This window comes from Planococcus massiliensis (assembly GCF_000821325.1).
In the GTDB taxonomy this organism is placed as follows: Bacteria; Bacillota; Bacilli; order Bacillales_A; family Planococcaceae; genus Planococcus; species Planococcus ruber.
Map to the genome: position 1 here is coordinate 2,136,094 of NZ_CCXS01000001.1, position 21,856 is coordinate 2,157,949.

Sequence of the window (21,856 nt, forward strand, 5' to 3'; positions counted from 1 at the left end):
GAATCATTTGATTCCATCTGAAGTTTGATCGTTTACGAAATGGCTTGTTCCATAGATGCGATTCCTTTTGATACAGGCAATGATTCCTCGTCAGCTTCATTCGCAATTCTCATTTTTTCAAACCGGGAAATCTCCTGCAGGCTCGCAAGCATCTTTTCGGCGATTTCGTCTTTTGCGTACGAAGGGATAATCGATAGATGCTGGACATTAAACTCATTGGCTTCTTTGGCCACGCCGATCAATCCGACGATTTTTTCGTTTTCTTTCCAAATATATAATTGATAAAGCGGATCGCTTTCATACAGATCGATTAATTGCTGAAGACTTCTCAATTCTTTATCTTTCACAACCAAAGCGAGAAGGCCCATTGCGATTTTTCTATAGGATTTCTTATATCTGCTTAACATTCTGCTACCCCTCTTTTTCAGCTGATGCCAGATTCATGCTGTGATGCGTTTCATAACTCCCAACTATGTATACACTTTTCTGTTATCTTTTAAACCTGTTTTTGTAACTAATTCAATAAAAAAAGACCTGAGGTTCAGGTCAGATTTCACTCTTTTTTTAATATGCATTAGCACCTTTTATTTAGTTGTGTTTTCGCTAAGTTATAGGAATTAATCTCAATATAAGGAAATAAAAAACTTTCCAGCAATGTGTAAGTCCGCATAAGCCACCTCTTCATCCTTTTGCAATTTCTGCTTGCACTGTTCCTTCTGCCTTTTTGTCCGGCCAATTCACCAAGAAAATTCCTGCAAAAATCAAAACACCGCCAATTAGCAGCGTAATTCCAATTTTTTCGTCCAACAGTAGCCAGCCCGTAAGGACGCCAAAAAATGGGGCGAGGAATAGAAAGGCACTGACTTTTCCAGGATTACCGTTTTGCAGCAAATAAAACCAAACCGAAAACTGGACAATGGATGCCGGAATCGCAAGCCATAGAATAATTACCACAGAAGCGGCCGTGAACACAGGAGGCTTACTTTCCAGGAACAAGCTCATCCCCAAAAGAAGGATGCCGCCGAACAACATTTGATAAGCCGTCAAAACCCAAGTATCAAATTGCCAGCCCCATTTTTTGATCAATAAAGTTCCGACTGCCCAGAAAACCGCGCTTGCAAAACCGAAAAGAGTGCCAATTTCCATTTGGATTTGTCCGCCCATCGTAACGGCCACGCCCAAAAAGCCTAAAAACACACCGGCCCACTGCAGGAAACGATACGTAATCTTCAAGGCAAGCGTACCGAATATTACCACCAGCAATGGATTCATAAAAGTGAGAATAGCAGATTCCCCAGCCGTAATCGTTCGAAGGCTTAAAAAAATCGCACCCATCACACCCGCTGTCTGGAGCGCGCCGATCAGCAGGATTTTCAGCCAGTCTTTAGCTTTTACAGGGTGCTTCTTTTTTAAAACTTTTACACTAACAGCCATCAGTATACCCGCTAATGTAAAACGGAGGCCGACCAGCAAAAGCGGCGGAAGGAACTCCAAGCCCATTTTGCCCACTGCAAATGAGGACCCCATCAAGCTGGTCGTCAATACCACCAAAAAAGCAAAAATGACTTTGTTCTTCACTCTATCGCCTCCTTGCTCGGAATTCGCAATTATCAGCACCGGCTGCCATACGCAATTACACCTTTCTGCATTCCATCAGCCAGCAATCTCTCATTTTCCCTTCGTGCAGTTCATGCTTTTCCAGAAGTTTCACTTTCCGGTATCCACATTTTTCGTAGCAGGCTACCGCCCGCTTATTTTCAGTCTGCGGGTCCATGACGATGCGGTCTGCTCCTAATGATTCGAACAAATAAGGTTTGATGAACTTCACCAATTCGGTGCCGATTCCTTTATTCCAATAATCCGGCTCTCCGATAAATTGATCGGTGCCGAAGATTTTCTCCTGGCTGCCGTACCCGTAAATTTTCCGTTCTTCCGCTAAGACGGGGTAGAATTGAATATAGCCAATCGCTCTTCCTTTGTATTCCACGATGCATCTTGCTGTTTCGTCATGTCGATTGATAAAACGAGCCGCGACCAGCTGTTCATCATGGGGATTGTCCCGTCCTTCATAGAAATGGAGGACACGCGGATCTGACAGCCAATGAGCCATGATTTCTTTATCTTTTAGCGTTATTTCGCGGATCGCAAGATGTTCATTTTGAATAATCAAAGCTACATTCTCCTTTTATAAAGTCGGGTTATCCGATAATCTTCGCCATATAATATTCATTGATAAATTGGCCATTCACAATCAATGAATCCCTTTTCGTTCCTTCCACTTCAAACCCCGCTTTTTTATACAAAGCCTGTCCAGCTGCATTCGTTTCCATCACTGTCAATTCAAGGCGTCGAAGCCCTTTTTTTCTTGCCCAACTTTCCAAAGCTGCGAAAAGTTCCGTTCCGATCCCTTTTCCTCTATGCTCCTCGGCAATGCCTAAGCAATGGAGGCCGAGTGCCGCTTTCGCTTCACACCTTCTCCCATGGCAAATAAATAACCGACGAGGCTTCTCGCATCCTCTGCTAAAAAAATGGCGGAATCTTCGCCTAAAGCCTCGATTCTTTTACTGAAGTGTTCCGGATGCGTATTTCGCTCTCCAGGTTCGAACAGCATCAATCCCGATTGTTCTACATGCTTCATTAAGTCTATTAATTTCTCTGCGTCTTCCGGCAATGCTTTTCGTATGTTCACAGCTGCTTCCCTCCAATTAAATCTTGTCAATCCGACAAAAAAGAAATAGCTTTAGCCAGCTATTTCTTCCTTGCTATTAATCAGAATTTTTCATTTCTTCTATTAATAGTACACTATTCTATTGAGATCTACTAAGACAATTTGGTAATTATTTCTTTCTGAGCTGTATAATTTCTGACGAATAAACCCGTGTAAACTAAGAACGTGCCAATCATCAATAAGACCCCGATATACACGGACATCATCGACGGCACGAGATAAGCGCCTATGATAATGGTCGAACGCGCCAGCAAGTCCGCTCCGCTGAATGAGATGTTAGAAAAAGCGGAGTAAGAGCCGCGTTTGTCGGCTGGAATCATGTTGGCTTGTTCGGCATTGCGGACTGGTGAATAAATCAGTTCCCCGATCGTCGCAATGAAGTTAAATAGAATTAAGATATACCAAACGTCCGCTGACGTAATGGTAATATAGCCGATGCTGTAGACGATCAGGCCAGTCAGCAAGACTTTCTGTTTCGAGAATTTATCTGTAATCCGGCTGACAAAAAACGTCAAGCATACGACCAAAAGCATGTTCTGGATATTTAACAGGCTGAGCATGCGAACGCCGACGATTTCAAAACTGCCGATGCTGACGGCTTCAAACGTTTCCGCCAAACGGACGCCGATGTAGCTGTTCAAAGAAAATTCAGCCGCAAAGATGAACATGGAGCCGACCACAACTTTCACAAACGGGAGATCGCGAAAAGCGACACGGTAATTTTGCAGCACATCCATTAAAACATTTTGATGCTGCTGTTTCCGCTGCTCCACATCCCCGTCCTGCAACCAGATTTGAAAAGCAATCGGAAGCCCTGATGCCGTAATGGTCAAGAGAATAAATAGCTCGATTTGATGATTGACGTACAGCAATCCGCCAAGCGCTGCCCCGATTGCCATGGAAAGATTCGTCAGCCAGTACTCGATCGTATAAACTGCTTTCCGGTTTTCGGGAGTAGTGGAATCAATGATCAGTGCATGCATGGCTGGCCGCCCCAAACTGCTGGTAACGACAAAGAACAGATAGGCTGCAGCAAATAGCCAAATCCAATTTTGATCAGGCAATAAACTGATCGTCATCAAGTGGAAAAAAATAGCGCTCAAAGCGGAAGTCCATACGACTACCTGTTTTCTCGGAAAACGATCCGACACATAGCCGCCGATTAAATTAATAAGAAACCCGATAATGACTGTAAATACCAAGAAGGCTCCTGCCCATACCTTGCCTACTTCCTGGGCGAAAAACAATGCCATAAAAGGCATTACTGCAGAAGATACTGCCCGGTTAAAAAATGAAGTGATCAAACGGACTTTGATGTTTTGTGGATAGTCTTTCCATTTCATGTTGTCAGCCTCCTTTGTCTTATGTATATTAAACTAGACAAAACAATTAGAAAATAGACATTTATTAAAATTAATGTCCACTTTAAAAGGAGGAACCCATGGATCAGCAATTATTGAAAATGTGGCATGCCGTCCCTTCAGGTGCGGCTAAAAAGCAAGATCTTGCAGAGATTCTTCAGTTAAGCTTGAAGCAAACGTCGCGACTTCTCCAAAAATGGAGCATTGAAGGCTGGCTCACCTTCACCGCAGGCAAAGGAAGAGGAAATGTCTCCAAACTGGAGTGGCTGAAAGATGTGGAGAAAAGTTTAGAAGAAGAATTGATGAAAATAATTGAACAGGAATCAGTGGAAGTCAGCAGCAAGTATCTTTTACTCGACTGGTCAATGGAAAGCAAAATGCGTTTGGTCGATAAATTTCGAATGAACTTCGGGTATGTCCAGGACACGAGCGATGCCGATAAATTGATTGTTCCGAAGAAAAATCCGCTGCTCACGAGGCACCCTTTAGAAGCTGCGGACATTTATAGTGCCAATATGATTGCGAATGTCTTAAACCGTCTCGTTTCTGTTGACAGTATGGGAAAGGTGGAACCGGAACTTGCCCATAGCTGGGAAATGAGCGACACGAGACTGGTGCTGTATTTACGAAAAGATGTGAAATTTCATGACGGCTCCACCTTATCCGCTGAAGATGCAGCAAAATGCTTGAACCGTTTGCGCCGCCATAGCCATTTCCAGGAACTGTGGCAACCGATCACTTCGGTCAAAGCGATCGCTCCGCTCGTTTTGGAAATCAGTTTTCCGGCCGGCTGCAGCTATTGCCTTCAAATGCTTGGGATGATCAATTCGAGTATTTTTAAAGAGCTTTCTGGAGAGGTGATTGGAACGGGGCCGTTCTGCTTCGAGGGAGATGGATTGAGCAAGACGACATTAAGGGCATTCAATGATTATTTCCGGGAACGTCCGTTGCTGGATGCTGTGGAATTCATTCAAGTGCCCAAAGATTTTGATTCGATCATCTATCGTTCGACGTCTCAAGACGCGTCCTGTGATACGTTTATCGTTGAAAGTGATTCAGGGGTCGGCATGGTCATCTTCAATGCTTTTCGGGACTCTCCCATCCAGCAGAAAGAAGTCCGTGACTACATCCATTTTGCGATAGCTAAGCACCGCCATAAAATCGAAGCCCATTACCCTCGGGCTAAAGCCAACCATCAGAGCATACTGATCGGTGAACATCCTGATTATCCGATTTCGCGTCCGCCTCGCCCGGAATTAGACCGTCCACTCATCATCAAAACGACCGATTATTTAGAAGGGGCAACAGCTTGGCTAAAAGAAGCACTAGAAGAGGAAGGAATCCCTGTCGAAATCCAGCACCTGTCGTTTAAAGAAAAATTGAATGACAACGGACTGGATCAACAAGCAGATCTTTTTGTACACGGCGAAGTCTTTGAAATGAACCAAAGCTTTTCCTTCTACCATTTTTTCCGAAACGGCTATTCTCCCCTGGCGGCACATTGCAAAACAGATTCAACGTTGAGCAATCTTTTAAACCGGTATGCCCATACGCCGTTTTCAGAATGGACTCGGTTGAACTTGGAACTCGAAAAATATTTGGTCGAATCCTCTCTATTGATTCCTCTGTATTATGAAAAGAGACAGATTCCCTTTTCTGCAGATTTAATGAACATTTCCATCAGCCACTTTGGCTACGTGGATTTTTCCAAGCTTTGGGTGCGCCCCTCCAATTTATCAAATAGATAACAAAAACAGCTGCCCTGTTATAAGGCAGCTGTTTTATGGAATAGCATCATAATAAATTCAAGTGAATGTTTAAAATAAAATTCCTCATAATAAGTATATTGTAAACTTAACGTTTATATCTTTCCTTTAATCGGCAAATGCCATTCTACCATCCTTCTAAGGAGCTCTTCCGTTTGGGTATCGCCTTCGAGCTTCTCGATGATCCATTCCATTTCGTTATGAAGCAAATTGCTCAACCGGACGACCGCGTCCCGGTGCCGATTCGGCGTGATCGTTTCCAATAGTGCCGCAAGATCTTCCTTTACTTCATTCGGCAAGGCAGTACTCATCGCTTTTAATCCGAGCTGGGCCCGATCGGGTTTGTATTTGTGCATCAGCACCCGTGCAACATGGTCGATCGAGTTGGTCAGCATGCGGGATGCCCATACATCGTTTCCACGGGCAGCCGCTTTTTTGTATTGGAACATAAACCAGGCCACATCAATCACCGCATCTTTGAATTCCTGCGGACTGATCGTCAGCGATTGGCTTTCTTTAAATTCTTCCATTGCCCCATGCGGGTCATACAGCACTTTGAAGAAATCCTTTTTCGTAAAAGATTCCGCGGTCACGGTGAAAAGGTCCATATGCAAAAGATCGTCGAATACCGCAATAAGCTGCGGGGCAATGATAAAGATATCATCTTCAAAAATAATCGGGCGATACGATTCAAGATGGGCTTTTCTGTTATTCAGAAAAGCTTTTTCGTCCTTCCCATCCACTAAACAATAGAGGTCGATATCCGAATGTTCATCGTGTTCGTTTCTCCCCATCGATCCTTTTAAAAATACTGCTTTTATGAATGGATCACGTATCAAACTTTCCGTTATTTTCTGGACTGCTATTTCCTGTGGCAGCATTTTTTCACCTTCCTGCATCTCATTGCCAAAGCGGTTCATTATTTTATCAGACTGGTGCAGCAGCCTCTATAAAAGTTCACTTTTGCGGTTATCTCCCGAACCTGCGCTTTCCAATTCCGCAATAATTGCCTGCACTTCTTTGATCGCAAGTTTTTCTTTTGCCTGTGCAAACATTTTATTTGCGGTAGCAAAAGACTTCATCGCCTCTTCATTTTGACCAGTCGCTTGCAGCACTGCCCCGTTGCCCCGATAGGAATAGCCAATGCTCACCAAATCATCCGATTTCATTGCATAATCCAGCGACGTCTGCATCATTTTTTTGGCTGCTTTAACCTTTCCTTCACTCAACGCAATAAGGCCATGCTCATAGTAATTCGCTGCAAACAAGGCATTAGAAGAAGGCATATGCTTTTGCAGGACGTCGTATTCACGGATAAAGGTTTCTTTGGCTGCTTTCAGCTTGCCGGACAAACGCTCTGCCGCCCCTAACTGATGCAGCGCAACCGCACTGTATTCCCAATCGTTTTCTTGAGAAGCACCCTCGTAGAGCTGCTGGTAGATTTTTTGCGCTTCATCAAATTTGCCCTGCGCGCTTTTCACATTGCCAAGCCCCAAAAGAGCCGATTTGAATAAATCCGGATTGCCTTCACGGCATTCTTCCATGCATTCCTGGTATAAAAACTCAGCCTGCCCTAAATTTTTCTTTTCCAATTGGATAAAAGCTTCCGCTACCTTCTCCTTCAACTCGTCCATGCCGTCCCTCCTTGCTTGAACTCCTTTTTTCATACTTTCATTATAATGTAAAACTTATGTAATTGAAAAAATATTTAGAAAAGGGCTGGGACGGCGGGGCAGCATTATTCCATTGGTTGCAGGGCTGTTAAATGCTTTGTGCAATTATACAAAGGACATTGCCAGAGACCTTCTGCCTGTTCAAGAATCGTGATGGACGTATTGTCCAGATCCGTCTTAAGAAATTGGTCCGGCAGCAGCGCCTGTAAAGTTAAGCCGATCAATGCTCCGTGGCTGACCATCAAAATCCGTTTTCCAGGATGCTGTTCGGCTAGTTCTTTAATAAACGCCAATCCTCTGGCTGCCACATCTTCCGTTTTTTCCATGCCAAGGTCTAAGCTTCGCCAATCCGCACCCCATTTTTCTAAGCGCTCCGCTTCCGTTGTCCCTTCAATTTCTCCGCAGGAAATTTCGCGGATCCGCTGATCCAAACGGGAAATCGGCATCTGCAGTTTTTCAGCTATAATTTCTGCCGTTTCTCTTGCCCGTGAGAGGTCGCTTGAAACGATCAAGTCCCAAGGGTTTTCTTCTGCTAGGCGTTGAGCGATTGCTGCTGCCTGTTTGCGGCCTGTATCGTTCAACGGCACATCTGCACAGCCCTGCGAGATTCTGAGACGGTTCCATTCTGTAATCCCATGTCGTACAATACCGATTGTCGTCATTTTATGATTCCCCTTCCAACTTATCATTTGCTTTAATTTTCCATTTGTTTCATTATACGTTAAACATCAGTCGGATCACAGACTAAATTTTTCGATAAGAAAAGCCTTTGCTTCCGTTCAGCAAAGGCTCTTCATTTATTCTTTTCTTTCGAGTGTTGTCGGCACTGAAAAAATGGTGTTAATATCTTCCGTTACTTGAATGCCTTCGCCTGATGTCATTTCAGGAACTGTAAAATCGAACGGGATCTCTACGGTGCTGTCAAAATCACTGATGACGATGATGCCTTTTTTTCCCGCCATGTCGTCGTTTTTATGATTGATGACAAAGGTTTTCCGGTCCGGGGAAAGCTGAAAAGAATTCGGCGTAAAGTCGATCAGTGTACCATCATCCAGCCTCGCCGAATAGAAAAAGTAATAGCCTAAGTCACGAGGAGAAAACTCTGCCGGCACTTCTTTTTTAGCCACGATTTGAAACGAAGTAGAAGAAGTGACTTCCGCACGTTCAATTTCAAACAAGTACATATTATCGATGATATAGGAAATGGTTTTATAGAGTAAATTTGCAAATTCCCCGCGCGTGATGTTCAAATAAGTTCCGTAAGACGTTTCTGTTTTTCCGTTGGTAATGCCAAGTCCATACAATGAATTGATAAAGGGAGCAAACACACCGCCGACATCGGTAAATGGTGTTTCAGATTCCTGCTCTTCCTCCAACGCAAAGCCGAGCACCAGGAATTTCGCCATGGCGCCGCGCGTCAACTTGTCATTCGGCTTATATTGGGTATCGGTGACGCCAGCCACAATGCCGAGTTCAGCAAGGGCGTTGACAGAGCCTCGTACACGGTCATTCAGATCGGTAAATCCGGCATCCGGCGCCAATTCCGTGTCTACGCCTAATGTACGGGCCATGATGACCGCCGCATCGCCTCTTGTTAATGCTTGCTGGGTCCCGAACTGAGTTGGCGTTTTGCCGCTGAGTATTTCATTTTCGAAGAGGAAACTGACAGCTTCTTCGTATTTTTCCCCGACATCTGTAAAAGGATGCGCAGATGCTGCATTGGCCGGTGCGGCTACACTAGCGGCTGCGATGGCGGCTGCTGAAGCGGCCATAAAAAATTTATCTTTGTTCAACTCAATATGCTCCTGTCCTAAGAACTCTATTTTTCCTGATTGTACCATCAACGAAATTTTCTGTACACAATTTTCAAACGTCCATTTGAGCTTTGTTTTGCTGGCTTACTTCTGCAAGGAACGACTGGGCATCCGATACGAATTTCGGCTTTTCTTCTAAAAATGGATAATGGTTGCTTTTGCTGAAAACAGCCAATTGCGAATTCGGAATCCCCTTTTTCATTTCTATCGAGTAGAGAAGCGGGCACTGGACATCATGTTCCCCACACGCAATCCACACGGGTACTGTAATCAGATGCAATTTCCGCGTGACATCGAAAACCTGCAGCTCGCGGCTGAAAAAGTCCAGGCGGATTGCGGAAATCGTTTTTGCATGTCTGCTATGAAAATATTGTTCATAGCCGTCGGGTTGATGAAGCGAAAGTTGGGTCCGTTGAATTCCGAGCTCCTTCCTTTGCTCCGGCTCAAGCCCCTCTTGTTTCAAAGCTTCCAATAAATCTTGCATCTTTTGGAATTCGGGATGGTCTTCGTTGTAAATGCAGTCGGTTGAAAAAGCCGCGTAGTCTCTGGCTGCCGCACCGACTAGCATCAATCCCGTTAAACTTGCTGAAGCCGCTATTCCATAAATGACACCAAGCATCCCGCCGGTCGAATGCCCGGCAAAGATCCACTGTTGATATCCAAGCGCCTTCCGAACCGCTTCCAGGTCAAAAACTGTCTCAAGCATACTGAGCTGATACGGCTGCTCCGCTTTAGCTGATTGGCCCGCTTCCCTTAGATTAACTAAATAGACGGTGCAAAACGGTGTAAAAGTTTCGGCAAAATAGTCGCCCGTTGCATTGAAAACGGAATAGTGATGCGCTACACACATCGCCGGCCCTTCTCCTTTAGTGAAAACTTCAAAAACGCCTCTTTCCGTATTGATCAATTGCTGTCTCCATTTGTCCATCTGACTGTGCCCCTCTATCTTCTGTTTCCTTTTATTTCTCTAACAATAGAGGCATTTCCTGTGCCATTCGCTTTTCTTCACCAAACCGCCATAAAAATGCAAAAGAAAAAACCTCCAGCATTGTGCTGGAGGTTCTCGTTTACACGCCCATTTTGCGGCGTGTGTTGCTCACTTTTTTCGTTTGCTGGCTCTTCATCTTTTTCGTTTCCATTGAAGATCCGCCACCGCCTTTATTGTTTACGGCCTGGTTTTTCTTTGCTTCCAGCTGGCGTTTTACCGCTTCCTGCAAACTGACTTTTTTCGGTGTGTCGTTCGATTCAGCCATCGTTCATCCCCCGTTTCTTGTATAGATCTTATACAGTTAGACTATTGGCTTCTATTATATCATAAAAACAGGAAATTAAGCTTTGTTTTCCTTGAACCAACCGCTGACTTGAGAGAAGAATTTTGCCATCGGCTCTGGCTTCGACATATTCGGAACAACGGCGAGCAGCACTTCTTTCGGCGCTTTTACGCCTTCTTTTTTCTTTTGCAAGATCAAAATACCTTTGGCATACGTTGAGTTCTTGAACAAAGTGTTTGGCAATTCCATCACCGACTGGATATGCGCATGCTTTTTCAGGAAAGTATGAAGCTGTGCAGATTGCGGCGATTCGAAGAGCCCTTTTGGAATGACGAAAAACAAATAGCCGCCATCCACTGTATGCTTCAGCGCCTGCTCGATAAATAAATGATGGGCATACGACATGCCTTCTTCCGCTTTCAGCTCGTATCCGCCGGCTGTTTCTTCATCCGGATAATAGCCGACCGGAAGATCCGCGATTACTGCATCCACCGGATCGATCAATAGTGGCTGAAGCGCGTCTTGCCGGTAGAACGTGACGGGCTGTTCCACTAAATCAGCTGTAGAAGCCGCCAAGCGGATCAGCAAGTCGTCGATTTCAACTCCGACACCTGTCAATTGGCCGTCCAGGTAATTCATGACCGTCAGCAGCAAATTCCCGGTACCAAGCGCAGGATCCAGGATCGTCGCTTTCTGTTCTTTGATGAACAGCTCGACCAAATAGCCCATCAAAAGCCCAAGGGCATCCGGCGTCATCTGATGGTGCGGCTGGACATGTTCTTTCATCCCTTTCAGGATTGCCAGCTGGATCGCTTTTCGCACATCTTCTTTTCCGGCATCTTCTTCCGGCTTGATATGGCCGTCCAGCCACGTTTCTGTCGTTTCAAGCAAGCTTTCCAAATACGAAAGGTCCTGTTCTTTCTGTATGTCCGTCGCGTGATTATCAATAAAATAAAATATCTTTTCCATTGCTGAATTCATTTTCTTAACCGTCCTCAATAAGGAAACCCACTCAGTATGAGTGGGTTTCTTGTATTAGTTTGTCAATTCTTTTACTGCTTGGATCGCTTTGTCGTAATCCGGATGGTCCGTGCCTTCTGGAACGTATTCCACGTAAGCGACACGGTCGTTTGCATCTACAACGAAAATAGAACGCGCGAGTAAACGCAGCTCTTTCATCGTGACGCCGTATGCTTCTCCGAACGATAAGTCCCGGTGATCCGACAGCGCCGTGATGCTGTTCACGCCGTTGATTTCAGTCCAACGCTTTTGGGCGAATGGCAAATCCGCGGAAACTGCCAATACCTCTACATTGTCGCCAAGTGAAGCGGCTTCTTCGCTAAAACGTTTTGTCTGATCGGAACAAACGCCCGTGTCAAGAGAAGGCACCACACTGATCAAACGTACTTTCCCTGCCGTTTCCTGTAAGGTCACGGGGCTCAAATCATTTGCCAGAACTGTAAAATCCGGTGCTTGGTCTCCTACTTTAACTTCATTTCCTGGCAACGTCACAGGATTTTTCTTAAACGTAATTTGTACCAACAAAAACGCCTCCTTTTTCTCCACTTACAATCTTACTAGAATGCCTCGTTGTGTTGCAACTCAGACCCATCTGCTGCTTTTTTCTTCATTATTGCGCTTTTGCGGTAAGCCTGCTCATGGATCACTGTCGTATCTGCAACAAAATCATGGATTCCCTGTTTCAAAGGAGTAAATCCTACAATCCAATACAACGGCAAAATTGTCGCAGAAATAAAGCGGCCAATCCATTCGCGGAAAAGCAGCGTGCTCCAAGACAATTTATCGGTTTTCAATGAAACGACCCGGATGCCCATAATCATTTTGCCGACTGTCTGGCTCAAGTATTTTGTCATCAACACAAAATACGCATAGAAAAGAACCGCGGAAATGATGGCATACGGTGCATACCAAGGCGAGCCGCTCGTTTCAAGCCCCAATAAAAGGAAGATCGGTTTCACCGATATCGAAGTGACCGCTGAAATGAGCAGCAAGTCGATCAAATAAGCCCAAAACCGCACCCAAAATCCGGCAGGTTTGCGTTCGTAAAATAGAACTTCTTCATAATCCGGAGTTGAGGGACGAGCTGCGTGTTCACTTGGTACAGCCTGATTTCCCTCATTCAAATGGTCCGTCATCAATCGTCCCTCCCTTATTTTTCACCGTAAAGATACATCATCCGCGGCGAGTTGTACTCTGAAAATAATTTGGCCATCATTTTTGATTCCATGTCATTCCCTAAGAATGAGTTGAGTTTAAATGAAAGCAGAGATCCCAGGCCATCCGATGCGCCGTATTCAAAAACTTCCGCATTCTCTAATCCGAAATCTTCCTTCACTGCTGCAATGACATCTTCTTCATAGCCGAAGTCATCGGCCAAATTCGCTTCTACTGCCTGGCGGCCATTCATCACACGGCCGTCTGCGACAGCTTTCACTTCAGCTTCTGACATGCCGCGGCCTTCTTCAATAATATCGACGAATGACTCATAGGAATCATCCAGCATATCTTGAAGTATTTTCTTTTCTTCGTCTGTCATATCACGCGTCGGGCTCATGATGTCTTTATATGGCCCCGATTTGATCGTCACAAAGTCGATGCCGTATTTCTCAGCAAGCTTTCCGTAGTTGACGCTTTCCATGATGACGCCGATCGAGCCAGTCAAAGTTTCGCGGTTCACAAAAATCTTATCGGCCGGTGCTGCAATGTAATAGCCGCCGGAAGCAGCTGTCGCTCCCATTGATACGTACATCGGCTTTTCTGTCTCTTCCTGAATCTCTTTGATCTTATCGTAAATTTCAGCAGATTCGACCACTCCGCCGCCTGGTGAATTCACTTTTAAGACAAACGCTTTGATGCTGTCATCTGATTTCACTTGCTCCAGCTGCTCCATGAAAAATTCATGGTTGTAGCCGGCACTTCCGAACAGAGGCGACGCTTCTCCGGTGTCTTGGATCACACCTTCCACATTCAATACTGCAATGCGCTCGTCAAAATCACCTGATTCAATCACATTTTCGGCAAAACTTGTTTCACTTGTAGCCAACATTTCATCAAAATTCGCATTCATCGCAGATTGGAAAAATGCAAATGCGGAGTTAATGACAAGAGATAGCCCTAAAACGGCTGCGGCCGCCACTAACGCGATCCATCTTTTTGTATTCATCTATTCAGTTCCCTCCTTTAAGTCTACAACCCATTATACGTGCAACACCAAAAAATGTTTCATTTCTGCGGGAAGTTATTAAAGCGGTGCATTGGCATTTGCCCGTTTGCCATTCCGCGCCTCGATAATTTTTGATCCCGTAAACAGCGCTAAAGCAAACCAGATAAACGAAAAGGAAATCAAATCAATGCGGTCAAAATCTTCTCCGTAGACCAGTACGCCAAGCAGCAGCATCAGCGTCGGCGCAATATATTGAAGGAAACCGATCATATACATCGGAATCAACGGCGCCCCTGTGGCAAACAGGAACAATGGCAGCGCAGTCGCTGCACCGCTTAAGATCAGCAACAGATCCGTTGTGCCGGAATCGTGGAGGAATACAGCCTGTCCGGAAACAAACAAATAAACCATGTATGCCGCTGCAAGCGGCAGGACAAATAAAGTTTCAAGCGCCAGTCCCCGGAGTGCATCCAATTTAATCGTTTTTTTGATAAAGCCGTAGAAGGCAAAACTAAATGCCATTCCAAAAGCAAGCCAAGGAAACTCGCCGTATGAAATCGTCAAGATCGCAACGCCCGTTGCCGCAAATACAAAAGCGACTTTAACTGCCGGGGCCATTTTCTCTTTTAGGAAAAACACTCCGAGCAGCATCGATACAAGCGGATTGATGTAATAGCCAAGACTGGTTTCTACGATCCGGTCGTTTGTTACCGCAAAAATATACAAGAACCAGTTCGCTGTAATTAAATACGAGGCCAGCATCAATGTAAAAAATGTTTTTTTCGATTTCCACAAAGCTTTTAAATCGGCTACTAATAATTTAGCCCGCCCGATTAATACGATAGCCGCCAAGGTAATCAAAAATGACCAGACGACACGGCCGCTCAAAATTTCATCCGCCGGCACATGGTCGACCGTCTTCCAATAAATCGGCAAGACTCCCCAGATGGTATAAGTCAGTATTGTAAACAGTATGCCTCTTTTTTCATCGCTCATCTTAAAATGCTCACCATTCTCTCTTTATTTTGTCTCTCGAAATAATAGTCTAATTATATGCCCCTATAATTTTTAAGTAAACAAGAAAAGCGGAAGCGGCCGTTTAGGTCCGAAAGGCATAAGACAGATTGGCGAAGCGGCGTTCTTTGCCGCATAGCCAAGATGGCTTATGACCCGAGGGCCTGGCCGCTGGCGTCTGGACAATAAGAAAAGCGGAAGCGGCCGTCTAGATTCGCCGGGTTAAATAAAAAAAGCGGCCGAATAAACCGGCCGCTTGCTGTTAGGATTTATTTTTTTCGTTTTGCCGGAGCTCCACTCGGCGAATTTTGCCGGAAGCGGTTTTCGGAAGTTCTTCTAAAAACTCGATCGCTCTCGGGTATTTATACGGGGCTGTCAGCTCTTTTACATGATCCTGCAATGCTTTGACCAATTCGCCAGATGGTTCATTGCCTTCTACTAGAACGACAAATGCCTTGACAATGGTCCCGCGGATCTCATCCGGAGCGCCGATGACCGCGCATTCCTGAACGGCGGGATGTTTGACGAGGGCATCTTCCACTTCAAATGGCCCGATCGTATAGCCGGAAGAAATGATGATGTCATCTCCTCTTCCTTCAAACCAGAAATAGCCGTCATCGTCTTTGGATGCTTTATCGCCAGTGACGTAGTAATCGCCGCGGAATTGCATTTTCGTCCGTTCATCGTCTTTGAAGTAGCCTTTGAATAAAGCAGGCGTTGAAACATGCACCGCGATATCCCCGACTTCGCCTTCCGCTGCCGGCTGGCCATTTTCATCGATGATCTCGACCCGGTTCCCTGGAGTCGGTTTCCCCATGGAACCGATGCGGATTTCCATCCCTTTCATGATTCCGACCAACAAGGTGTTTTCTGTTTGGCCGTATCCATCCCGGACTTCCAAATTGAAATGTTCCTTGAATACATTAATGACTTCCGCATTTAACGGCTCGCCAGCTGAGACTGCACTGTGCAGAGAAGACAAGTCGAAAGAGGCTAAATTTTTCTGCTTCGCCATCAACCGGTATTCTGTTGGAGTACAGCATAAAACGTTAATTTTCTGACTTTCTAAAATCTGCAAGTAAACTTCCGGATCGAATTTGCCATTATACACATATCCGGTAGCCCCGCTTCCGAGTGTCGCAAGGAACGGGCTCCAGATCCATTTCTGCCAGCCAGGGCTTGCCGTTGCCCAGACAAGATCGCCTTCTTTCGCGCCCAGCCAATGCTCAGCGGAAGTGCGAAGATGTGCATACGCCCATCCGTGGCTATGGACAGCCCCTTTTGGATTGCCCGTCGTCCCGGACGTATAGGACAGAAATGCCATGTCGTCATTTTTCGTTTCTGCAGCCTGGTATTCATCAGAAGCTGTTTCCATCTCATCAGTCAATGAAATCCAGCTCGTGTCCGATTTGCCGATGACGAATTTTGTGACCTTTTTCATTTCTTCCACTTCTTCAAACTGATCCATGAACAGTTCGTAAGCGATGACCGCTTTCGCATCACTATGGTTCAAACGATAAGAGATATCTTTTGCCCGAAGCATTTCAGAACTTGGAATCACGACAAGCCCCGCTTTTAGAGCCCCGGTATAAGCAATATAGGCTTCGATTAAGCGAGGCACCATCACTAAGACGATATCTCCTTTTTGGAGCCCTGCTTTTTCAAAGCTGTTTGCCGCTTTATTTGCTTGTTTGATTAATTCATCGTATGTAACTTCTTTCTTTTTCCCTTGGCCGTTCTCCCAAATGATTGCCAGTTTGCCATCACCTGTTGCAAAGCGTTCAATTTCTTCCGTTAAATTATAAGATTCCGGTGCCAATAAGTCTTCTCTGTTCACTAGGCTGTCCCCCTTGGATGGTAAAAATTATTATATCCTTATTATCATAACCTAACTATTTTATTATTCAAAATAATTATAATAAAAGAAAAACTGCCTTTTCAGGCAGTTAGAGAAGGTCTTCAAACTTATTTTCTTTTTTTCGTGGGAATTTAATGACTTCCCGGTTCTGTACTGCTTCTTGGATCAATTCATCAAACGATACGAAGTTCTCGTAGTACTCCACTTTTTCCAGTTTCGGCTTTGTTTTCGGATTGGCTGGCGTAAAAATTGTACAGCAATCTTCAAACGGCCGGATGGAAATATCGTAAGTCCCGATTTTTTGAGCCGTTTCGATGATTTCAAGCTTATCCGCTGCAATTAATGGCCGCAGCACCGGTGAGTTGGTCACGGCGTTGATGGCATTCAAGCTTTCCAGTGTTTGGCTCGCTACCTGCCCCAAACTTTCACCGGTAATGATTGCTTGGCTTTTCGTTTCCGCTAAAACCAAATCGGCTATTTTCATCATCATTCGGCGCGTCGAAGTCATTGTAATATTATCCGGCACTTGCTTATGCACTTCCTGCTGCAATTCGGTAAAAGGAATCACATGCAGATTTACCGAAGATCCAAAATGGCTGAGTTTTTCGGCCAAATCAAACACTTTCTCTTTTGCGCGGTCGTTCGTGAAAGGCGGGCTGAAAAAGTGGATCAGTTCCAGGCGAACTCCCCGTTTCAGCATATGATAGCCTGCTACCGGACTGTCAATGCCGCCTGACAGCATCAATAACGCTTTTCCGCCAGCTCCGACCGGCAGGCCGCCGGCTCCCTGAATGACTTCCGCCATTAAAAAGGCACCGTTTTCGCGGATATCGACTTTTAATTCGATGTCCGGTTTTTTCATTTGAACCGTGAGTTCGGGGAAATTGCGCAATACGTTCGAACCGATTGCTTGCATAATTTCCAGCTTTTCGTGAGGAAAATCTTTATTCGCCCGGTTAACGTTCACTTTGAACGTTTTGCCTTCAAGGTCGAGCTTATCGATCACGGCAATCGCAGCTTCTTGCATCGCTTCCATCGTCAAAGCCGTTTCCGTCACCGGGCTGAATGATTGGATGCCGAAAACTTTCGGCAGCCTTTCCAAGATTTGCTGCATATCTTCTTCGCTGTCTGTAAAGATGAACATCCGGTCGCGCTCTGCTTTGACTCGGATGTTCTCTAAATCTGCGAACATTTGGCGGATATTATCACGCAGGCGCCCAATAAACGAGCTGCGATTTTTTCCTTTAGTCGATAATTCCCCGTAACGGACGAGGATTTGATTTGTTTTCATCCAATAAATCTCCTTTTATGGCAAAACTGATAAAATTTATATTCCTGGCTGTAGACTTGCCGATTATTTTATAAGCTTATGCATATTTGTGAATGCTTCTTTTAAACGCGCAATGTCTTCTGCTGTTGTAAATGCCCCGAAACTGATGCGCATGACGCCATCTTTATATTCCCGCGAAAGTCCGATTGCTTCAATTACATGGCTTGCCTTTTTGTTTTTTGAAGAGCAGGCGCTCGAAGTCGAAACGATGACAGATTCGGTTTGAAGCCCGGATACCAAAATTTCCCCTTTGACGCCTTTTACCGCAACGGCCAGAATATGTGGAGCTGCCCCATTAGGGCTGACCACTTTGACTCCGGCAAATTCCGAGAAAAATTCCCGCAGTTCCTTATTCCAATCAGCAAAAGCGGGATTGGGTTCAGCTAGCCGGAGTGCTTTCGCGAAAGCGGCTGCATGCGGCACAGATACCGTTCCGCTTCGCAAGCCGGATTCCTGGCCGCCGCCAAATTGAACCGCAGAAAGTTCAAGTTGGTTGAAAGCCAACACGCCGCTGCCTTTCAAGCCATGGATTTTATGGCCGGAAACCGTCAATAAATCCGGCATGCTGTTGGCATTTAACTGGATCTTCCCTATGCTCTGCACAGCATCCACGTGCAGCAAAGTACGCGATTCTTGCAACAAAGCTTTTACTTCAGCAATCGGATGGATCGTCCCGATTTCATTGTTGACATGCATGAGGCTTACAAGAATCGTATCGTTTCGAAGCGCATTCTTCAACTCATCCAAACTGATTTCCCCTGATGAATTCACGTTTAAGATTGTAATTTCGAACCCTTCCTTCTCCAATTCTTTCAACGAATTTAAAACAGAAGGGTGCTCGGTAGCTGAAGAAATAATATGCTTTCCTCGATGCCGGTTGGCACGGGCAGCTCCAAATAAGGCTAAATTATTGGATTCTGTTCCACCCGAAGTGAAAATTACGTGCTCCATATTTAAAATGCGCTTGATTTGCTCTCTTGCATTTTCCAGCAAGTCTTCGGCTTCATTTCCCATCTGATGCAAAGAAGCCGGATTGGCATAATATTGTTCGTTGGCTTTCATAAAGGTTTCCAGCACTTCTGTTCTCGGCTTGGTTGTTGCACTATTATCCAAATAAATCATTTCAGGCACCTCCGAAAAAGAAACCACCAGCTCAAGTGGCTGGTGGTTTCTTTTTGTATTTACGTACGCCAAGCATCTTCTTTGACCAGCACTTCAATGCGTTTCATTGAACCCGGTTCAAACGTTTCGACAGCTGTAGCGGCTTCTTCCAATGCTTTTGTATACCGGAGTTGGCGGAACGATTCTTCCGCTTCCATCAACTTGGCATTCATTTGCGGATTCGTTTTGCGGTAGCGGTTTCCATACTGGATGATGCGTTCGATCAATTGAACATTTTCCACCATCTCTGTCGCTTTTTCATCTACCTCATCGATGCACTTCTCCGCTTTCATCAAGTAGTTATCAACTAATTTCATATTCAATGGAACTTCCTGCAGCCCTTGCATAGCTACAAATAGATGCTCTTCCGCTTCTTCTAAGCGGACATCCATTTCTTCTGGAATTCCCGGCATATTCGCTTTATGGAGCATGCGGTCGGTTTCCTGCAACTGCCGTTTTAGGCTTTCTAATTTCGTGCGGGCTGCATTTTCATCGATGCGCAGGCTTCTCAACGAATTAGAGAAATCATTTTGGATGACATCAATCTTCGTCAATTCTTCCCGGATATAAGCAAGCTCTTCTTCTAAACTTGAATACGCCGATTGCGCTTCTCCTGTACGCGATTCTAATAGATCGAAGCGGCTCTGCAATTCTTCCAATTTGTCCAGGCAATCGACCGGAATGGAAGCTTCGCTTTCCGGAATCTTATAGCTTTGCTGGACAATGGCACATTCTTCCGCCATGGCGTTTGTTTCGCGGGAAACGATTTCCAATTGGCGTCCCGTCTCCACTTTGTATTGATCCACATAGTGCTTCGCTTTGACTTCTTTTTCAAGCAATTCATAGAAGGAATCGATGCGGTCTTTCATCATTTCGGCTTCTTCTTTTGCTTCGGCAATGTTAAGCTCTGCAATATTTTGTTTCAAAACAGCCAGTTCATCTTCCATGCCATTCAGCTGCCCTGCCAGTTCCAGATGGTTCAGGTAATAGGATTGAGACTCCATTTCCCGTTGGCCATTGCGCAATTCGTTTATATAGGAAGGAATTTTGGATTGGACATCCGTGAGCAAAGGCGGAATATCATCGATTAACGAAAAGACATAATCCCCTTCAGCCGCTAAATTCATGACTATTTCACGAGCTTCCAAGTAATTTCCCTGTTCCGTCAACGCATCATATTCATTGAAAAGCGGTGTGAACGATTCCAGCTTTTTCTCGAGCGGACCGGCAGCAGCGCCGTAGGAATGCTGATGGGCCAATAAATTCTTGCGAGCTTGGCGATATTGCTCTTTCATCAGGTCCATTTCGCTGCGGTTTTTTTCTTCACTGCCAATCAATTGTTCCAACTCGACCAAAATATCATTCATTTGCTGATCCACATTTTCAATGCGGGCTTCAATGTCTCTTTCAATCGATGAAGCTTTTCCGAATTTAAAGCGGTCGATGGCATCTTCAGCGTCAAATAGAGAAGCATCGATTTTCGGAATATGTACATCCATTACTTCCGTCCATATGTTGCGCCAGCGTTCGAACATTTCCTCCGTCTGGCCATTCATATTCAATTGCTTTACTTTCGTCAGTTCTTCAAGTATCGGTTTATTTTGTATTTGCAGTTTTAACTGTTCTAAGCGTTCGATTTCCGCGCTGTGTTTCTTGCGAAACAAAAAGCCGACGGTAATTGCCGCTAATAGAATGATGACCGCAATGATGATATACTTCATCATAAGTCATATAGCCCCCTGTTCCAAAATCACATTTGCTGGTCTATGTAAATTTATTTCATGATTCTACTATTTTAACATGTATTCCATTCTTTTGTTTGTCAAATTGGAGAAAACGGATAAATATTTTTCAACTCGAAAGAAAGCTGGTGTTTTAATGAAAAGAGACGGGCATATCCACACGCCTTTCTGCCCTCACGGCACGCAAGATTCACTCGATTCCTACATAGAAAAAGCGATTAAATCCGGTTTTACCGACATTTCCTTTACGGAACATGCTCCCCTCCCCTCCTCATTCGTTGATCCAACGCCTGAGCAGGACAGCGGCATGAGATTAGAAGAGATGCCTCCATATATAGACGCCATTCAACAGGCAAAAGATGCATATAAGAACGATATTCGCATTCGCTTAGGCCTGGAAATTGATTATATCCGCGGCTACGAAAAAGAAACGCAGGCATTCTTGGATGAATACGGGCCTGTGTTAGACGATTCCATCTTGTCTGTCCACTTTCTTGAATCAGCCGGCCAGTTTTATTGCATGGATTTCAGCAAAGAAGTTTTCATGGAACTATCGAGAAAAATGGGTTCAGTTGAAGCCGTCTACAGCCAATATTACGATGCGGTAGAATCCTCTATTCTAGCGGAACTCGGCGCTTTCAAGCCTAAGCGGATCGGCCATCCGACATTAGTGCATAAATTCCAGCTGGCACACGGCGAACAAATCGATGACAGTTTGCGCATAAAAGCACTATTCAACCGGATCAAAGAAGCTGGAATGGAAATTGATATGAACGGTGCCGGTTTTTCAAAACCCGATTGCCTGGAACCGTATCCTCCGTTTCCTTACATCGATTATGCAAAATCGCTTTTTATTCCACTTGTTTTTGGCTCGGATGCCCATAGTGCGAATGGCTTGCATAAGCATTATGAGAAATTCTATACTTAACAAAGCAAAAATATAGATCACCCTTA

The 21,856-nt window shown here is 44.9% G+C and carries 23 protein-coding genes; 2 read left to right on the forward strand and 21 right to left on the reverse strand.

Translation table 11 applies throughout. From position 1 onward, the window contains the following. Positions 1-32: 32 nt before the first annotated feature. From BN1080_RS10550 to BN1080_RS10570, 6 genes are all read right to left on the reverse strand, one after another. On the reverse strand, positions 33-407 hold the full coding sequence (locus BN1080_RS10550; RefSeq protein ID WP_052652022.1) for a hypothetical protein: 375 nt from the start codon (positions 405-407) through the stop codon (positions 33-35). A 274-nt stretch (positions 408-681) separates the two neighbouring features. After that, positions 682-1,578, reverse strand: coding sequence for a DMT family transporter (locus BN1080_RS10555; RefSeq protein ID WP_052652023.1), 897 nt, complete (start codon positions 1,576-1,578; stop codon positions 682-684). A gap of 55 nt (positions 1,579-1,633) precedes the next feature. Next, the gene (locus BN1080_RS10560; RefSeq protein WP_052652024.1) at positions 1,634-2,170 is read right to left on the reverse strand and encodes a GNAT family N-acetyltransferase; all 537 of its coding nucleotides are present in this window, start codon (positions 2,168-2,170) and stop codon (positions 1,634-1,636) included. A gap of 28 nt (positions 2,171-2,198) precedes the next feature. Further along, complete coding sequence (locus tag BN1080_RS17520) at positions 2,199-2,489, reverse strand: GNAT family N-acetyltransferase (protein WP_324607170.1); 291 nt, start codon at positions 2,487-2,489, stop codon at positions 2,199-2,201. Next, entirely contained in the window at positions 2,435-2,689 is a 255-nt protein-coding gene (locus BN1080_RS17525; protein WP_324607156.1) for a GNAT family N-acetyltransferase, read from the reverse strand. Before BN1080_RS17525 ends, BN1080_RS17520 begins: the two co-directional genes overlap by 55 nt. Before the next feature lie 131 nt (positions 2,690-2,820). Beyond that, positions 2,821-4,071, reverse strand: a complete 1,251-nt coding sequence (locus BN1080_RS10570; RefSeq protein WP_052652025.1) for an MDR family MFS transporter — start codon at positions 4,069-4,071, stop codon at positions 2,821-2,823. Positions 4,072-4,169: 98 nt separating this feature from the next. Here BN1080_RS10570 and BN1080_RS10575 point away from each other — a divergent pair, with 98 nt between their 5' ends. Beyond that, positions 4,170-5,837, forward strand: a complete 1,668-nt coding sequence (locus BN1080_RS10575) for an ABC transporter substrate-binding protein (protein ID WP_052652026.1) — start codon at positions 4,170-4,172, stop codon at positions 5,835-5,837. A gap of 113 nt (positions 5,838-5,950) precedes the next feature. Here BN1080_RS10575 and BN1080_RS10580 read toward each other — a convergent pair whose 3' ends face one another. The 15 genes from BN1080_RS10580 to ezrA form a co-directional block, all read right to left on the reverse strand. Next, positions 5,951-6,736, reverse strand: a complete 786-nt coding sequence (locus BN1080_RS10580) for a nucleotidyltransferase domain-containing protein (protein ID WP_052654555.1) — start codon at positions 6,734-6,736, stop codon at positions 5,951-5,953. A 66-nt stretch (positions 6,737-6,802) separates the two neighbouring features. Next, positions 6,803-7,489 carry a tetratricopeptide repeat protein gene (locus BN1080_RS10585; RefSeq protein ID WP_052652027.1) on the reverse strand — a complete coding sequence of 229 codons (687 nt, stop codon included), beginning with the start codon at positions 7,487-7,489 and terminating at the stop codon, positions 6,803-6,805. A 104-nt stretch (positions 7,490-7,593) separates the two neighbouring features. Beyond that, positions 7,594-8,190 (reverse strand): histidine phosphatase family protein, encoded by a 597-nt coding sequence (locus BN1080_RS10590; RefSeq protein ID WP_052652028.1) that lies wholly within the window; start codon positions 8,188-8,190, stop codon positions 7,594-7,596. A 135-nt stretch (positions 8,191-8,325) separates the two neighbouring features. Next, positions 8,326-9,321, reverse strand: coding sequence for an S-layer homology domain-containing protein (locus tag BN1080_RS10595; protein WP_110925625.1), 996 nt, complete (start codon positions 9,319-9,321; stop codon positions 8,326-8,328). A gap of 73 nt (positions 9,322-9,394) precedes the next feature. Further along, positions 9,395-10,270: an alpha/beta fold hydrolase gene (locus tag BN1080_RS10600; RefSeq protein WP_052652029.1), complete on the reverse strand. Its 876-nt coding sequence runs from the start codon at positions 10,268-10,270 to the stop codon at positions 9,395-9,397. A 139-nt stretch (positions 10,271-10,409) separates the two neighbouring features. After that, positions 10,410-10,595: a hypothetical protein gene (locus BN1080_RS10605; RefSeq protein ID WP_052652030.1), complete on the reverse strand. Its 186-nt coding sequence runs from the start codon at positions 10,593-10,595 to the stop codon at positions 10,410-10,412. 75 nt (positions 10,596-10,670) lie between these two features. Further along, entirely contained in the window at positions 10,671-11,594 is a 924-nt protein-coding gene (locus tag BN1080_RS10610) for a class I SAM-dependent methyltransferase (RefSeq protein ID WP_052652031.1), read from the reverse strand. A 54-nt stretch (positions 11,595-11,648) separates the two neighbouring features. Then, the gene (tpx, locus tag BN1080_RS10615; protein WP_052652032.1) at positions 11,649-12,155 is read right to left on the reverse strand and encodes a thiol peroxidase; all 507 of its coding nucleotides are present in this window, start codon (positions 12,153-12,155) and stop codon (positions 11,649-11,651) included. A gap of 35 nt (positions 12,156-12,190) precedes the next feature. After that, the gene (locus tag BN1080_RS10620) at positions 12,191-12,769 is read right to left on the reverse strand and encodes an RDD family protein (protein ID WP_052652033.1); all 579 of its coding nucleotides are present in this window, start codon (positions 12,767-12,769) and stop codon (positions 12,191-12,193) included. 14 nt (positions 12,770-12,783) lie between these two features. Continuing rightward, positions 12,784-13,797, reverse strand: coding sequence for a signal peptide peptidase SppA (gene sppA, locus BN1080_RS10625; protein ID WP_052652034.1), 1,014 nt, complete (start codon positions 13,795-13,797; stop codon positions 12,784-12,786). Positions 13,798-13,875: 78 nt separating this feature from the next. After that, on the reverse strand, positions 13,876-14,793 hold the full coding sequence (gene rarD, locus BN1080_RS10630) for an EamA family transporter RarD (protein WP_052652035.1): 918 nt from the start codon (positions 14,791-14,793) through the stop codon (positions 13,876-13,878). Positions 14,794-15,073: 280 nt separating this feature from the next. Further along, positions 15,074-16,648 (reverse strand): acyl-CoA synthetase MbcS, encoded by a 1,575-nt coding sequence (gene mbcS / locus BN1080_RS10635; protein ID WP_052652036.1) that lies wholly within the window; start codon positions 16,646-16,648, stop codon positions 15,074-15,076. A 109-nt stretch (positions 16,649-16,757) separates the two neighbouring features. Next, a complete protein-coding gene (thiI, locus tag BN1080_RS10640) occupies positions 16,758-17,960 on the reverse strand; it encodes a tRNA uracil 4-sulfurtransferase ThiI (RefSeq protein WP_052652037.1) in 1,203 nt (400 codons plus the stop codon). Between the two features lie 63 nt (positions 17,961-18,023). Further along, positions 18,024-19,121 carry a cysteine desulfurase family protein gene (locus BN1080_RS10645; protein WP_052652038.1) on the reverse strand — a complete coding sequence of 366 codons (1,098 nt, stop codon included), beginning with the start codon at positions 19,119-19,121 and terminating at the stop codon, positions 18,024-18,026. Between the two features lie 59 nt (positions 19,122-19,180). Further along, positions 19,181-20,884 (reverse strand): septation ring formation regulator EzrA, encoded by a 1,704-nt coding sequence (ezrA, locus tag BN1080_RS10650; RefSeq protein WP_052652039.1) that lies wholly within the window; start codon positions 20,882-20,884, stop codon positions 19,181-19,183. Positions 20,885-21,038: 154 nt separating this feature from the next. On the opposite strand from ezrA, the gene hisJ reads away from it, so the two are divergent. Continuing rightward, positions 21,039-21,830 (forward strand): histidinol-phosphatase HisJ, encoded by a 792-nt coding sequence (gene hisJ / locus BN1080_RS10655; protein WP_052654558.1) that lies wholly within the window; start codon positions 21,039-21,041, stop codon positions 21,828-21,830. Positions 21,831-21,856 lie beyond the last annotated feature (26 nt).